The sequence below is a fragment of the Synechococcales cyanobacterium CNB genome, assembly GCA_030263455.1.
Classification (GTDB): Bacteria; Planctomycetota; Phycisphaerae; order Phycisphaerales; family UBA1924; genus CAADGN01.
The window spans coordinates 14,660-29,644 of sequence record SZOZ01000001.1; the positions used below are offsets into that span (position 1 = coordinate 14,660).

The window sequence follows — 14,985 nt, forward strand, 5'->3', positions numbered from 1 at the left end:
AGGGTACCGGCGTCAGTCCTCCTCGTCGAAGTCGGGGAGCGTGACGCCGCGGCGCTTCATCTGGAGCCAGGTGGTGAGCAGACGCGGCGGGCGACCCATCCCGGGGCAGATGCCGCGCCTGGTGCCGGCGACGAAGTCGGCAAGCTCGGCGACGGCGGGTGAACGGGCGGCCCGCTCGCGGAGGATGTCGAGCGCCTCGTCGCGGGGGACGGGCGCGCGGAAGACGTCGCGGAAGGCGCGGCGGACCTCGGTGATCTCCCCGCGCGGGATGCCGGCCCGGCGCATGCCGACGAGGTTGAGGCCGCCGATGCGGTTGCGCTCCGGGGCCATGCAGAAGGGGGGCACGTCCTTGGAGACGGCGACGCCGCCGGAGATGAAGGCGAGGCGTCCGACGCGGACGAACTGGTGGATGCCGACGTGGCCGGAGAGCGTGGCGCTGTCGGCGATGTCGGCGTGGCCGGAGACGCCCGCGTAGTTGACCATGACGACGCCGTTGCCGACGCGGGCGTCGTGCCCGACGTGCGAGGCGACCATCATGAAGACGCGGTCGCCGATGGTGGTGGGGGCGGTCTCGCTGCTGGCGGCGTGGACGGTGGCGTGCTCGCGGATGAGGCAGTCCGCGCCGACGACGACGCCGGCCGTCGGCGCGCCCGGCTTGAACTTGGAGTCCTGCGGCTCGAAGCCGAGGCAGGCGAAGGGATAGACGATGGTGCGCGGGCCGATCGTGACCGGTCCGCGGAGGTGGACGTTGGCGAGCAGGCGCACGCCCTCGGCGAGCCGGACGGGGCCGGCGAGGACGCAGTTGGGGCCGATCTCGACGGCGTCGGCGAGGTCGCAGTCGCCGGAGAGGATCGCGGAGGGGTGGACGGTGGGCATCGGGAGGGATGGTAGGTGGGCGATACGATCGGGCGTGAACGGGCGGCTGCGCGTCATCGACCTGGGGCGGATGGGCTACCGCGAGGCGTACGAGGTGCAGCGGGCGCACCTCGAGGAGGTGCTGGCCTCGCGCGAGGCGGGCGAGCCAGAGGCCGGCCGGCTGCTGCTGGTGGAGCACGACCCGGTGATCACGGTGTCGGGGCGGCGCGGGGCGGAGGGGCACGTGCTGGCGTCGGCGGACGCGCTGCGGGCGGCGGGCGTGGCGGTCGAGGCGACCGACAGGGGGGGGGACGTGACCTACCACGGCCCGGGGCAGCTGGTGGCGTACCCGATCCTGGACCTGAACGCGCTGCGGCTGCGGCTGCACGAGCACGTCCGGCTGCTGGAGTCGGCGGCGATCGGGGTGTGCGCGCGGTTCGGCGTGCGGGCGCACCGCGAGCCGGGCGCGACGGGGGTGTGGGTGGCGGGCCCGGAGGGGGAAGGGGGGGGCGAGCGGGGGTCGGCGAAGGTGTGCGCGATCGGGGTGCGGGTGCGGCGCTGGGTGTCGATGCACGGGCTGGCGATCAACGTGACGACCGACCTGTCGCACTTCGACCTGATCGTGCCGTGCGGCCTGGCGGGGCGCGCGGTGACGAGCCTGGAGCGGGAACTGGGCGCGGCGTGCCCGAGCATGGAGCAGGTGAAGGCGGTGTTGGCGGAGGAGATGAGAAGAGGGGTTCAGGGAGAGCGAGCGAGCGGAACAGAGCACGAGAGCGAGTGGCTGCGGGGCGGGCTCAGCGAGCCGTGAGCTTCGCCACGCCCGCACCGCCGCCTGCTCCGCCGCGAGACGCCGCCTTGCGCGACCTGCGGCCGAGCAGCGCGCTCGCGGAGATGAGCAGGGCGATGCCCGGCGGCGGGGGAACGACGCGCACGCCGATGTTGCGGTCGGAGTAGATGACCTTGAAGTAGAGCTCGTCGCTGATCCATGAGCCGAGGACGGTGCCGAACCTGCCCTCTCGGGCGTCCGCGGCGACGAGGAGGATGTAGGTGCCTTCGACGGGGAGCGAATCGCCGCCGAGCCGGAGGTCGAGTGTCGCGCCGTGACCGTCGCCGTCGGGGTCGAGGGAGACGACGCCCCGGATGCGGAGTCGGTCGGCGCTCACGTCTGGGCCTGCCGCGAAGACGGCGATCTCGGCGATGAGGGCGGCGTCGTCGTGGGTGATGAGGTCCCCGAGGATGGTGAGTTTCCCGATGCCGTCGCCCGGGGAGAGCGACGCGCCTGCCCGGGCAATGAGCTCGGCGGTGACACGGCCTTCGCCGGAGAGGTCGGCGCCGATGAGGTGGTAGGTGCCGGTGACGAGGAGTTCACCGCCGCCGAGGGAGGTTCGGCCGCCCTCCTGCACGAGGTCGCCGTTGATGGTGAGCGAGGTCTTCTGCCGGGGCCTGTTGCCGGCGGTGTCGCCGATGAAGAGTTCGCCGTTGACGGTGAGCGAGTCGATCGTGGAGAGGGTGCGGCCGTTGAGGAGCGCGAGCCGGCCGTTGGATTCGATGACGGAGAGGTTCTGGAGGCCGTCCTGCTCGTTCTCGTTGAGGAACTTCGAATCGGGACCGTCGAGGGTGAGGTCTGAGGCGATGCGTTCGACGTCGGCGTTGTCGAAGACGAGCTCACCCTTGACGTTGAAGACGCCGCCGGTGAAGACGCCGCCGCTGAAGTTGGTGAGCTCGGAGCCGGGCGCGACTCGGAAGCGTGAGGACGGGCCGACGGTGAGCGCGCCGGTGCCATCGACGGTCATGTCGCTTTCGGTCGTGAAGTTCCGCCCGTTGGTGATGGCGAACTCCCCGCCCGCGGCGACGGTGTGGAGGCCGGTGAGGCCGCTCGGCTCGCCGCCGAGCGAACTATCGACGATGTCCGAGCCGGCCCCGTCGAGGACGAGTCGGCTGGCGACGGTGGTGATGGCGGCGCCGTCGAAGGCGAGCGTGCCGGCGACGAGGAACTCCCCGTTGCTGAGCGTGCCCGCGGAGAAGTTGACGAGCGGCGTTCCGGCCTGGACCTCGAAGCGGCTGCCCGAACCGACCTCGAGCGTGCCGAGGTTCTCGAACTGCGGTCCGCCGGTCGTGAAGAGCGCGGCGTCGCGCACCGCGAGGCGGCCGCCCGAGTCGTTGAGTTCCACGCCCTCGAAGCCCTGGAAGGCCGCGCCCGCGCCTGCGAGCAGGACGTCGGCCTGGTTGGTCAGGACGTTCACCCCGTCGAAGCGGAGGGTGGAGCCGTTGATGATCTCCCATGCGCCGCCGGCGAGGGTGCTGCCGGTGACGTTGGCGACGGTATCGGCGCGCAGCGTCGCGGCTTCGACCCGGACCGTGCCGTTGTTGGTGAAGGTGATCTGCTCGATGAAGGTCTCGCCCGTACCCGCGGCCTTGGCGAGCGTGCCCTCGACGGTGAACGAGCCTTGCCCGCCGATGCCGGTCCAGAACATGCGCTGGTCGTTCTCGATGGTGAAGCCCGCGCCTTCGGCGATGGTGAAGGAACCGCCGTTGCGGAACCCGAGGTCGGCGGTGCCGCGCCATGCGCCCTCGTTTCCGCGGTGGTCGATGTCGCTGTCGCAGATGTCGTCGCCGGTCGAACTGTCGATGATGAACTTGCCCTGGGTTCGGAGCGTGCTCCGCTGGAAGAAGAAGTTCGTGAAGGTCGTATCGCCGAGCACTTCGATCTCGCCCCCGGCGGGGTTGCTGGTGATGAAGGAGTCGATGAAGTCGAACTTGCCGTTGAGGGTGAGTTTGTTGGTGAGCAGGTCGAGCCGACCGTCCAGGGCGGCCATGCGGAAATCGTTGATCGTGAACGAGGAATCGAGGGAGACGATGTAGACACCGCCGAGGTCGATGACGGCGTTGAAGGTGTCGTCGATCGGGGCGCCATTGTCCCAGTTGCCGGGGTTGCTCCAGTCGCCGTCGGCGACGGACGTCCAGGTGGTGGTGGTCTGTGCCGAGGCGTGGGTGGTGACGGTGATCGCGAGTCCGGCTGCGAGTGCGAGCGTCGCCGCTCGCATCGGTCGGCCGGCAGAGGATCGCCTGTGGGTCGTGTGCCGCAGGACCATGCGCATTCTCCTTCCGTTCGGCGGGCGCGCACAACCGCACCCGCCCCCTCCATGCGAGCACACTACCACACCGTGGGCATGGGATTCAAGGTTTTTGCGGGGGGTTGCCGGGGGTGGTTTGGGCGGTCAGTTCCGTGAGGCGTTGCCGACACTCGTCGATCAGTCGTGCGACGAGCGCCGGCTCCGAGGCGTCAGGGCCGAGCACCCCTGAATCCTGCAGAGCCTTGAAGCGGTCGAGAGCCACGGGGAGTTGGTCGAGGGCGAGCGTATAGAGGGTGATGCGCCGCTCGGGCTGGGTTGCCTGATCGGCCATTCGCTTGGCCAGACTGCCCAGTTTGAACATGCCGACTGCGGCGTCGTTGAGGTGGCGGGGCGTGGGGTCGGATCGGACGAGTTTCTCCCTGATGGCGAAGGACTCCTCGAAGACGGCAAGAGCGGCCGCGGTGTCGCCCAGATCGCGGAGTTCGTTGCCGATCTTGTTCAGGCAGAGGTAGACGTCGCGCTGGCGTTCGAGGCTGAGGGGGTCGGCCGCGGCGAGGAACCGCGTGATCTCGAGCGCCCGGCGGTAAGCGGCAAGCGCGCGCTCTCGATCGGGGCGGACGGCGGCGTGCGCATCGGGCGCGGGTGTGCCCTCCAGTTGCATCAGGGAGGCCCGCGCGCCCGCGGCGGACGCGATCGCAGAGCCGAGGTGATGGAGGGCGATGAACTGGTCGCGGAGGTACTGCGAGTTTTCCGGCTGGGCCTCGGCGAGCGTGCGAAACCGCCCAGCGGTGGTCGTGAGAGTTTGTTCCGCGCGCTCGAACTCCACGATGGCCGCCTGAAGGCGCTCACGGGCGGCGACGCGGTCTTCGGAAGAGCGCAGGGCTTCGGCGAGAAGGCGTGAGCCTCGCTCGAGTTCCAGGTCGGCCTGCTTGTCGCGGAGGACGCCGAGCTTCCGGGCCGCGGTCTCGTCGTCGGGATCGGAGGCGAGCCTCGCGGACCAGTAGCCTTCCGCGATGGCGTACTGGGTGGCGGCCTCGATCAGTCGAGCGGCGGGGTTGTCGCCGGTTCGGGCCATCATGCGCATCATCTCGCCGACCTTGGCGACGGCCTCCATCTCGCGCTCGCGGTGGCGTTCGTTGGTCGCACCTCCCGCCTCGTAGGCGTTCGCAAACAGCCTCGCGGCGCGTCCGTACTCGGCGGCGGCGGCGGGGTAGCGACGCTCGCGCTGGAGGGACTCCCCGACTCGGACCGCGCTCTCGCCCAGGCCGGCGAGGAGGCGAGGGTCGTTCTCCATGCGTGGCCGGAGCGATTCGCGGAGTTCGCGTGCCCGGGCGTATGCGCGGGAGGCCTCGGCGGTGTCTCCGAGACTGGCGGCGTTCAGCGCGCCGTGCAGGTCGCCCACCTGGTCGTAGGCGGAGGCGAGTTCAAGCAGGAGCGAGGGGTCGTCCTCGGCTTCGAGGCGGAGGCTTTCGAGATACTCGATCGCCTCGGTCACGATGCGCTGACGAGCGGACGTCGCCCCGGGCAGGTCTTCGATGAGGTCCGGCAGGTCGAACATGAGCGTCCGGCCCATCGCCCAGGCCGCGCCGAAGTTCCACTCGGCGCGCTCTTCCTGGCGCTGGGCCTCGGCCCGTGCCGCGGACTCGGCTCCAAGGCTGATGTTCGCCTGCGCTTCGGCGAGCAGCGCGCGGCGGTAGAGAACACTCATCACGACGGCGAACGTGAGGACGAGCAGCACGAAGGCGGCGGCGACGGTGGCCGTTCCCTTGTAGCGTCTGGCGAGTTTTCGCAGGAGGTACCAGCCGTCGTGCCGCCGGGCCTCGATCGGCTCGCCGGCAAGGTAGCGCTTCAGGTCGCGGGCGAGGTCGCCGGCGGACTGGTACCGCGCTTCGCGGTCTTTTTCGAGGCACTTGAGGACGATGGCCTCGAGATCGGCGTCGAGTTCGGGACGGAGACTGCGCGGCGGCGTCGGTTCGGCGCGCTGGATGTTGTCGAGGACGTCGCGCATGTTGCCGGCGACGTCGTACGGGAATCGGCCGACCAGGAGCTGGTAGAGCATGACGCCCAGCGAGTAGACGTCGCTGCGCACGTCCACCGCGCCGGCCGCGCCGGTGGCCTGCTCGGGGCTTGCCCAGGGGAGGGAGCCGATGAACTGGCCGGTGACGGTCATGACGGCAGGCTCGGCCGCGCCAGCGCCCATGGGAGTCTTTGCAAGACCGAAGTCGACGACGACCGGCTCCCCGTCCGAGCGGACACGGACGTTCGCGGGCTTCAGATCCCGGTGGATGATGCCGCGGAGGTGGGCGGCGTTGACCGCGTCGCAGATCTTGATGAACATGGCGAGCGTCTCGACGATGGGCCTGCGCTCGCGCTTGAAGAGATGGGCTTCGAGCGAGTCGCCCGCGACGTAGTCCATGACGTAGAAGACGCTGCCGTCGGCGGTGGTCCCGCTGTCGTGGATGCCCACGATGTTGGGGTGGCTGAGTTGCCCGAGCACCTGGACTTCGCGCTCGAAGCGATTCCGTCCCGCAGCGCCGATGAAGGGGCCTGCGTGAAGCACCTTGACGGCGACCTTGCGCTTGGTGGCGTGCTGGATGGCGAGGTACACGACGCCTTGTCCGCCGCGGTGGATCTCGTGGAGGATCTCGTACCCCGGGAAGGCGTCGCGCGGCGGGAGCGAGTCCGAGGCCTCGTCGCCGACTTCGCGCAGGGCGTCGAAGATCAGGTCGCGATCGAGCGACTTGCCGTGTTCCGTGCTCTGCGGATCGTCGGCCATCGACGCCCCCTACGACGTGGAGAAGAACTGCGACGCGGAGCCGAGCAGTTCGCGCAGGCGCTCGTGGGCGCGCGCCCGGAGCATGTAGACCGCCCCGGCGGAACGCCCGATCTCGGCGGCGACTTCCTCGACCGTCCTGCCCTCAAGGTCGTACAGGCGGATCACCTTCTCGTAGACGCCGGGGAGCTTCGTGAGGGAGCGGTCCAGTGCGGCGTTCGCTTCGTCGCGTGCGGCCATGCGGCTCGGCGTTGTGTAGGTCATGCCGAGCAGTTCGACCAGTTGCGCCATCGAGTCGGCGTTGGGCCCGCCTCGCACTCGCTTGCGAGGGTCGGGGCGTTTGTCCGCCTCCATCGCCCGAACGGCGTCGATGAGGTTGTTCTCTGCGAGCCGTGTGAGCCAGGCGAGGAACCCGGAGACGCCGCCGGTGGTGAAGCCGCGGAAACGCATGACGGCCTCGATGTAGGTGACCTGCATGAGGTCGTCTTCATCGATGGAGGGCCGCATGGAGGCCGGCAGTTTCTCGGCGAGGCGCCGGCGGACCGTCGGGCCTACGGCATCCAGGAGCCGAACGAGCGCCTCCCGATCGCCCGCGCGGGCCGCTTCGAGCGTCGGCTCCAGATCGTTCGCCCCCGACATGTATGCCTCCCGGTTCGTGGGGGCGGCGCCCCCACGTCCGGGGATTCTACCAAGGCTCTCAGCGGTGCCGTTTCATGGCGCAGTCGTGTGTCGCTGGATGCCGCACTGGTTCACCGTCTTCGGGTCATGGCCCTGTCCATGTCCCGTTGCATCTCGCGCTCCGCGATGCGCTGTCGCTTGTCGCTCTTGCCGCGTCCGCGGCCGAGTCCGATGAGCACCTTCGCGTAGCCCTCCTTGAAGTACATCTTGAGGGGAACGATCGTCATACCCTTCTGATCGACCTGGCGGGCGAGTTTCTCGATTTCGCGCCTGTGGGCGAGCAGGCGGCGTGAGCGTGTAGGCTCGTGCGCGCCCGGGGCGGGTGGGTATTCGGCCACGTTCACGCCGAGGAGCGTGAGGCGCGGCGGTGTGCCCTCGACCACGACGTAGCCTTCCCCGAGCGAAACCTTGCCGGCGCGGATGCTCTTCACCTCGGAGCCGAGCAGCGCGATGCCGCACTCGAGCGTGTCGAGAATTTCGTAGTCGTGCCGCGCTCTGCGGTTCTCGATGGTCGGCGTGCCAGCCTTTCCCTTCGCCATCCGGTCTCCCAATGAGCGTCGCGGGTCCGAAAGACCTGCATCCGGACACCGACCCGCACGATAGACTCTTGCGAGGCCCCTCTTCGCCCCGGGGCCGTGGAGCCCAGAGATGTTCCAGAGTCGCCGGATCGTCGCTCTCGCCGCATCGTTGGCCGTCGTCGCGTCTGCCGCCGGCCAGGCCTCGGAGGCCGCGCTGAAAGTGCTTCGGGCGGCGGACGAGGCGACGAAGAGCGTTCAGGCGGTTTCGTACACGGCGCGGCACGAAGGATTCGGCATCCGTGCGATGGAGGATCCGGTCGTCGTCGGCTCGGTCACGCTGGCGCGGAATCCCGCGTTCGAGGCCTACCCGGCCAAGGTCCGATACCAGGGGACGGCGTGGAACCCGACCTCCACGACACCGCTCGTCTTCGCGTCGGCGTTCGACGGGGAGAAGGCCTACCTGATCAACCACGACGCCAAGCTCTTCGTGTCGGGCGACGGCAGCGGGCAGGGCTTGCGGCTTCTCTTCGTCGGCGACAAGATGCTGATGAGCGAGTTCGCGAGCGACGAGCCGTTCAAGGACGAGATGGAAGCGCACGTCGCCGATCTCGAGGGGCGGACGTTCGTGAACGGCGTGCTGTGCAACGTCGTGTACGTCGAGTACCGGGACGATCCGGAGACGAGAAAGTCCCGGTGGTACTTCGGGATGGAGGACAATCTGCCGCGGCGCGTGGAGCGTCTCACCGAGGCCAACGGCCGCAGCGGCGCGGTCGTGCTCTCGCTCTCTGACCTTCGGGTGCTTGCCGAGGCGGAGGAGTCGCTGTTCCGGCTCGAGGCGCCGGAGGGGTACGAGACACGTCGGATCGAACCGCGGCAGACCGTGCGTCCACCGGCCCCCGAACTGCATCCGGTCGGCGCTGCTGCGCCGGACTGGTCGCTCAAGGATGCGGCAGGAAACACCCACACGCTCGCCGACTACCGGGGGAAGGTGGTGCTGATCGACTTCTGGGCGACGTGGTGCGGCCCATGCAAGCAGGCGATGCCGAGCATCCAGCGGCTGCACGAGCGGTTCGCGGGTCGCCCGGTGGCCGTGATCGGCTTGAGTTGCTTCGAGCGGCCCGGCGCGGACCCCGTGGGCTACATGACGGAAAGCAAGTACACCTACACCACGCTTGTCGACGGTACGGAGGTGGCGATGGCGTACAACGTGGCCGCGATCCCGACGTTCTACCTGATCGGCTTCGACGGGACGATCATCCACCGCGAGACCGGCTACACGCCTCGGAAGGAAGCGGAACTGGCGAAGATCATCGACGACTACCTCCAGTCGCAGAGCAAGTAGGGCCGCACGCACCGTGACGATCGCCGCGATCCAGTTTCCGGAAGCGGTCTTCGCCGTTCTCGGCGTTCTCGTGCTGATCGCCATCGTCTGGGCGGTCCACTTCGCGTCGGTCAGACGCCGGGAGGCGCTCGCCGCGCTCGCCGATCGCCTGGGGCTGCGGTTCGACGCGCGGCGCGACCGCCGGCACGACGACGAATACTCGCACTTCGAGGTCTTCCGGCAGGGGCACTCCCGGGCGGCGTACAACACCATCTCGGGCACAATCACGCTCGTCGGCCGCGAATGCCGCATCAAGACGGGCGACTTCACCTATACCGTGAACCACGGCAAGTCCTCGACGGCCTTCAACCTTTCGTACCTGATCCTGCACCTGCCCTTCGAAGCGGCGCCCGACCTGCTGATCCGGCGCGAGGGGGTGTTCGACAAACTCGCCGGCGCCTTCGGTTTCCCGGACATCAACTTCGAGTCGTCGGAGTTCAGCCGCCGGTTCCACGTCCGGTGCCGGGACAGGAAGTTCGCGTACGATGTCGTGACGCCGCGCATGATGGAGTTCCTGCTCGCAACCGATCCCGGCGTGATCGACATTGAGCGGGCGCGGCTCTGCATGACGGACGGCACGCGGCGATGGACGCCCGAGGAGTTCGAGTCCCGCATCCGCTGGGTCGGCGACTTTCTCGCCCGCTGGCCCGAGCACGTGACGGCCGCGCTTGAGGCCGGGTCGCGCTGACCGCGGGCTTGATATCCTCCCGACCGTGGAACCGCTCATCTTCGCTCTCGTGGTCGCGGCTTTCGTCCTGCTCCTGCCGGGGGTGTGGTTCATCGCCACGTACAACCGCTTCGTGCGGCTGCGCCAATACATCCGCGAGTCATGGTCGGACATCGACGTGGAACTCAAGCGCCGCTATGACCTGATCCCGAATCTCGTCGAGACGGTGCGGGGCTACGCCAGGCACGAGCGCGAGACGCTGGAGCTGGTGACCCGCCTGCGAGACAGGGCCATGACTCCGCACGGCTCGGCCTCCGAGCAGGCGTTGGATGAATCCGCCCTCGCGCTGGGATTGAAAAGGCTGTTCGCGCTGGCGGAGGCGTATCCCGCGTTGAAGGCCGACACGCAGTACCTTGCTCTTCAGAAGGAACTGGCGAATACCGAGGACCGGATCGCGGCTGCGAGGCGGTTCTTCAACGCGAACGTGAGAGAGTTGAACCAACTGCGAGAAACGTTCCCGACGAACCTGGTGGGGGCGATGATGGGTGTCGCGCCGGCGTCGTACTTTGAGCTGTCCAGCGAGGCCGAGCGGGTCGTCCCGCGTGTGAGCTCGTAAGCCGCATTACGCGGCCTGCTCGCCCTCAACCACGGCGTTCCGCAGCACGCCGATCGATTCGATCTCGACTTCAACAACGTCGCCGCCTCGCAGCCACACCGTGGGCGTGCGGGCCATGCCGACACCGCCGGGCGTGCCAGTGAGGATGAGTGTTCCCGGGGGGAGCGTTGTGCCGCGGGAGAGTTCGGCGATCAGGCGGGCGACCCGGAAGATCATGTTCGCGGTCGAATCGTCCTGCATCACGACGCCGTTGACGCGACAGGTGAGGTGGAGGCTCTGCGGGTTCGCGATCTCGTCCGCGGGGACGAGACGCGGGCCGACGGGGCAGAAGGTGTCGAAACTCTTGCCGCGCCAGAACTGCCCGCCAGAGCCTTTCTTCTGCCACCAGCGGGCGCTGACGTCGTTGGCGCAACAGTAGCCGAGCACGAGCGAGAGAGCATCCGCCTCCGGCACGTCGCGCGCCGGCTTGCCGAGCACGACGCCGAGCTCGGCTTCGAAGTCGGTCTGCTCGCCTCCGGTCGCCGGGTCGCGGCAGCAACGGGGGATCACGATGTCGTCGCCGTGCAGACAGAGCGTGCCGAGGTTCTTGGAGAAGATCATGGGACGGTCTGGAACTTCCGCGCCCTGCTCGTGGGCGTGCTCTGCGTAGTTGCGTCCGATGCCGAGCACCTGCCGGATCGGCAGCACGTCCCCGCCTCGACGGACACCGACGCCCCAGTCAAGTCGTACGAAGTCCATTGCGGAGTCTATCCGCGCAGCGAAAACCTGCGCCCCATATCACGCCCGCTGTTCATGCTTCGCTGTCCGCGGTTTCTACCCGACGACCTCGACCTCGCCGATCTCGGGGCAGAGTCCGGCGGCCGCTGCCTCGGTGAAGAGCACTCGCAGGGCCTCACGGCCGGCGTCGCCCATGTTCTCGGACATGGGGCTGACGTACATGGTGAGGTAGCGATCGACGAGGGCGTCGTCGCGCCACTCGGGCCTGGTCTCGGCGTGGAGGAGCAGCAGCCTTCGGCAGTCCTCGCGGTGGGCGCGCGCGAAGCGTACCGACTGGGACAACATGCCTGCGACGCGATCGACGGCGCCACTCCCGAATCGCAGGTCGAGGTCGCGTCGAACAGCGTTCAGCCCGAGCGGGAGAGGGATGCCCTTCTCGCGTGTCCACCACTCGCCGAGATTGGCGACTTCGCGCAGGCCGACGGATTCGAAGGTGAGTTGTGCTTCGTGAATGAGCAAGCCAGCGTCGGCCTCGCCCTTTGCAACGATCTCGGGGATGCGGTCGAATCGCGCCTCGACGAATCGAGGCCGGTGCCCGAGCAGCAGTGAGAGCGCCATGAACGCCGTGGTGTCCGCGCCCGGGATGGCGACGAGTGGGAACTCGTCGCGGAGTCCGTCCTCGTTGGTGATCGGGGAAGCGGCCCGGACGACGACGCGCGGGCCGTAGCCTTCGCCGAACGAGCCGCCGCATGCGGTGACGATGTAGCGGTCGCTGATGAAGGGGTAGGTAGCCGCGCTGATGGCGGTGGCGTCGAGGTCGCCCTGCCGAAAGGCACGCTTGTTGAGTTCGTGAACGTCGTCGGCGAGCGTTTCGAACGCGAATGGAGCGGTGTCCACGCGTGGCCGACCGGCGTCGTCGTTGACGGGATGTCCGCTCGGATCGCGCATGCCCGTCAGGGGCCACCACATGGCCATGTCATCGCCGTCGGGGGAGTGCCCGAGGGTGAGTGTGGTTGCGCCAGCGCTCATGACCCCGACAGGCTCCTCCAGAAGCGGCGTTTTCATCCCCCATTGCGGGGGGACTCGCCGCACAGCACTCCGACACGTCGGCACCCGTATGGCCGTTCCCCGTTGAACCCCACGAGCCTGATAGAGAGGCCTACGCATGAGCGGGGGCGGAGTTCCGTTCCGATGTCGATCGGGGGCGTGCGAAGCGTTCGTGAAACCGAGCATTGGGGGGGAAATCCCCCGAAGATCAGCACGTCCAATACGACCATGTCAAGGGCAATCATCCGAAGATGCGCATCTGCTCGCTCTCGATGATGACGCCGGTCTCGGGCTTGTCCGGTTCGATGCGATAGCGGCCGTCCCAGCAGGCGGTGCAGTAATCGGCCGAGGGGCGTGTCATGCAACTGAGCAGGCCTTCAAGGGAGAGATAGTGCAGCGTGTCCACGCCGAGGTAGGCACGGATGTCCTCGACGGATCGGCCGTGCGCGATGAGTTGTTCGCGCGTTGCGAAGTCGATGCCGAAGTAGCATGGGTGAAGGATGGGCGGGCACGAGATGCGAAGGTGAATTTCCTTCGCGCCGGCCTGGCGGATCTGCTGCATCTTTTCCCGGGTCGTGGTGCCGCGGACGATCGAGTCGTCCACAACGACGATGCGGCGACCGCGGACGATCTCGGCAATGACGTTGAGTTTCAGGCGGACGGCGGCGCGTCGCTCGTCCTGGGTGGGCTTGATGAAGGTGCGCCCCACGTAGCGATTCGGGACGATGCCCTCTCGGTAGGTCAGGCGGCTCTGCCGGGCGAAACCCGCCGCGGCGGAACGCCCGGAATCCGGCATCGGCATGACCCAATCGGCGTCCGCTGGCGCTTCGACTGCGAGGCGTTCTCCCAATCGCTCGCGGACCTCCTGCACGTTCTGACCGAAGAGCACGCTCGCAGGGCTGGCGAAGTAGACGTGCTCGAAGGCGCAGTGCGCGAGCCGGTCCGCCGGGGTTGCAAAGCGCCTGCTCTCGACGCCCCTGTCGCCGAGTTTGACGATCTCGCCGGGCTCGACCTCGCGGATGAAGCGTGCGCCAACGACGTCGAGGGCGACCGTCTCGCTGGCGACGACGGGGCTTGTCCTTCCGGCGCGCTCGATCTCGCCGAGCACGAGAGGTCGCCAGCCCCACGGGTCGCGGGCGGCTTCGATGCGGTCGGGGAAGAGGAACACGAGGCTGAACGCGCCCTGCAGCCTGCGCAGGGTGGCGGCCACGGGGTCCGGCGCCTTCTGCTGCTGCGGCGAGGCGAGCAGGTGGACGACGACCTCGGTGTCGCTCGTGGTGTGGAAGAGGTGTCCCTGTTCCTCGAAGTGCGCTCGCAGGGCCGCGCCGTTGATGAGGTTACCGTTGTGCGCGACCGCGACCTGCCCGCCGACGTAGGACTCGAGCAGTGGCTGTGCGTTGCACGCGAGCGAGCCGCCGAAGGTCGAATAGCGAGTGTGCCCGATCGCGCCGGCGTGTCCGCTCGCCGCCAGTGTTTCCATGACGTGCCGGTCGAAGACGTCGGGGACGAGACCCATGCCGGTGTGGCCTGTGAGTCGCTTGCCGTCGGAGACGGCGATGCCGGCCGACTCCTGGCCGCGGTGCTGCTGGGCGTAGAGGCCGAGGTAGGCGAGGTCGGCGGGGCGGTCGTGCCCCCAGACGCCGAAGACGCCGCACTTTTCTTTCGCCTCACGTTCCACGGCGACCGCACCCGGCTTGTGAGCCGGATCGCGCAGGACGGGGAGAGGGATCGTCCGTGACATGCGGAGGTCGGAGTGCGGGGAGCGAACCGCGATAGTTCGGGGCGGTTGTCTCACTATAGCGAACCGGCCCGCCACGTCCGCATCGGACCGTGATCGTCAGGGAGCGGTTCTAGTCTGCCATGCCCGATTTGACCCCCACGCTGAACCGTCCTTCAATAACCGGCCCCAGCCCGGATCGACCCCCGCCCGCAGTCGCGGCCACCGGGACGATCGCCACAGCGGGGCCTGTGCAAGCCCGTGGCGCCCCCGGCCCGATGCCGGAGAAGGACGGAGAATTCGATGGCCCGCTATACCGGACCGAAGGTCAAACTGTCTCGCCGCGTCGGCGTCCCGATCGCCGACAATCCCAAGCACACCTCGAAGCGAGCCTTGAACCCGCCGGGAATGCACGGCTACCGGGGCCGGCGTCTGCGCGACTACGGCATCCGCCTCAACGAGAAGCAGAAACTCCGCTTCCACTACCACGTCTCCGAGCGTCAGTTCCGTCGCACGGTGGACGAGGCGAACCGGTTGCAGGGTAACAGCGGCGAACTGTTGCTCCAGTTGCTGGAACGCCGCCTCGACAACGTGGTGCGGCGCGCGGGCCTCGCCCGGACGATCTGGGCGGCTCGGCAACTGGTCGCGCACGGGCACGTGCTGGTGAACGGTCGCAAGACCGACAGGCCCAGTTTCCTCGTGTCGGTCGGCGACGTGGTGACGGTGAAGTCCCGGACGCACAAGCTGGTTCGCGAGAACATGGAATCGCTCTCGGGGCACGAGGTTCCCGGGTGGCTGGACATGAACCCGTCGGAACTGACGACGCGGGTGGTCGCGTTGCCGACGCCTGACCAGATTCCATTCGACGTGAACGCCAACCTGATCATCGAGTTCTACCGCTGATCGAACGCCCCGGCGCGTCCGGCGCGCCGCCAGGAGCGA

Annotated in this window: 13 protein-coding genes; 5 read left to right on the forward strand and 8 right to left on the reverse strand. The window is 68.4% G+C overall.

The annotated features are described in order from the left end of the window. Positions 1-12 precede the first annotated feature (12 nt). Positions 13-933: an acyl-ACP--UDP-N-acetylglucosamine O-acyltransferase gene (gene lpxA, locus FBT69_00070; GenBank protein MDL1903202.1), complete on the reverse strand. Its 921-nt coding sequence runs from the start codon at positions 931-933 to the stop codon at positions 13-15. Between lpxA and lipB the strand changes: the two genes are divergently transcribed. Further along, a complete protein-coding gene (gene lipB, locus FBT69_00075; protein ID MDL1903203.1) occupies positions 911-1,663 on the forward strand; it encodes a lipoyl(octanoyl) transferase LipB in 753 nt (250 codons plus the stop codon). The genes lpxA and lipB overlap by 23 nt on opposite strands. Here the strand turns inward: lipB and FBT69_00080 are convergent. From FBT69_00080 to smpB, 4 genes are all read right to left on the reverse strand, one after another. Further along, positions 1,650-3,947, reverse strand: a complete 2,298-nt coding sequence (locus tag FBT69_00080) for a hypothetical protein (GenBank protein ID MDL1903204.1) — start codon at positions 3,945-3,947, stop codon at positions 1,650-1,652. The two genes, lipB and FBT69_00080, sit on opposite strands and share 14 nt — an antisense overlap. An 85-nt stretch (positions 3,948-4,032) precedes the next feature. Then, positions 4,033-6,705 (reverse strand): serine/threonine protein kinase, encoded by a 2,673-nt coding sequence (locus tag FBT69_00085; protein MDL1903205.1) that lies wholly within the window; start codon positions 6,703-6,705, stop codon positions 4,033-4,035. A gap of 9 nt (positions 6,706-6,714) precedes the next feature. Further along, on the reverse strand, positions 6,715-7,341 hold the full coding sequence (locus FBT69_00090) for a sigma-70 family RNA polymerase sigma factor (GenBank protein ID MDL1903206.1): 627 nt from the start codon (positions 7,339-7,341) through the stop codon (positions 6,715-6,717). 110 nt (positions 7,342-7,451) lie between these two features. Beyond that, a complete protein-coding gene (gene smpB / locus FBT69_00095) occupies positions 7,452-7,919 on the reverse strand; it encodes an SsrA-binding protein SmpB (protein MDL1903207.1) in 468 nt (155 codons plus the stop codon). A 109-nt stretch (positions 7,920-8,028) separates the two neighbouring features. Between smpB and FBT69_00100 the strand changes: the two genes are divergently transcribed. The 3 genes from FBT69_00100 to FBT69_00110 are packed head-to-tail and all read left to right on the forward strand — an operon-like array spanning position 8,029 to position 10,562. Then, positions 8,029-9,240, forward strand: a complete 1,212-nt coding sequence (locus FBT69_00100) for a TlpA family protein disulfide reductase (GenBank protein MDL1903208.1) — start codon at positions 8,029-8,031, stop codon at positions 9,238-9,240. 13 nt (positions 9,241-9,253) lie between these two features. Further along, entirely contained in the window at positions 9,254-9,967 is a 714-nt protein-coding gene (locus FBT69_00105) for a hypothetical protein (protein ID MDL1903209.1), read from the forward strand. Between the two features lie 25 nt (positions 9,968-9,992). Further along, positions 9,993-10,562, forward strand: coding sequence for a LemA family protein (locus FBT69_00110; GenBank protein MDL1903210.1), 570 nt, complete (start codon positions 9,993-9,995; stop codon positions 10,560-10,562). A 6-nt stretch (positions 10,563-10,568) separates the two neighbouring features. Here FBT69_00110 and FBT69_00115 read toward each other — a convergent pair whose 3' ends face one another. The 3 genes from FBT69_00115 to purF all read right to left on the reverse strand — a co-directional run bounded on the left by FBT69_00115 (position 10,569) and on the right by purF (position 14,067). Beyond that, a complete protein-coding gene (locus FBT69_00115; protein MDL1903211.1) occupies positions 10,569-11,300 on the reverse strand; it encodes a fumarylacetoacetate hydrolase family protein in 732 nt (243 codons plus the stop codon). Positions 11,301-11,375: 75 nt separating this feature from the next. Continuing rightward, positions 11,376-12,512: an ABC transporter substrate-binding protein gene (locus FBT69_00120; protein ID MDL1903212.1), complete on the reverse strand. Its 1,137-nt coding sequence runs from the start codon at positions 12,510-12,512 to the stop codon at positions 11,376-11,378. Between the two features lie 55 nt (positions 12,513-12,567). After that, the gene (gene purF / locus FBT69_00125) at positions 12,568-14,067 is read right to left on the reverse strand and encodes an amidophosphoribosyltransferase (GenBank protein MDL1903213.1); all 1,500 of its coding nucleotides are present in this window, start codon (positions 14,065-14,067) and stop codon (positions 12,568-12,570) included. 279 nt (positions 14,068-14,346) lie between these two features. On the opposite strand from purF, the gene rpsD reads away from it, so the two are divergent. Next, entirely contained in the window at positions 14,347-14,946 is a 600-nt protein-coding gene (gene rpsD, locus FBT69_00130; protein MDL1903214.1) for a 30S ribosomal protein S4, read from the forward strand. The last annotated feature ends 39 nt before the right edge of the window (positions 14,947-14,985 follow it).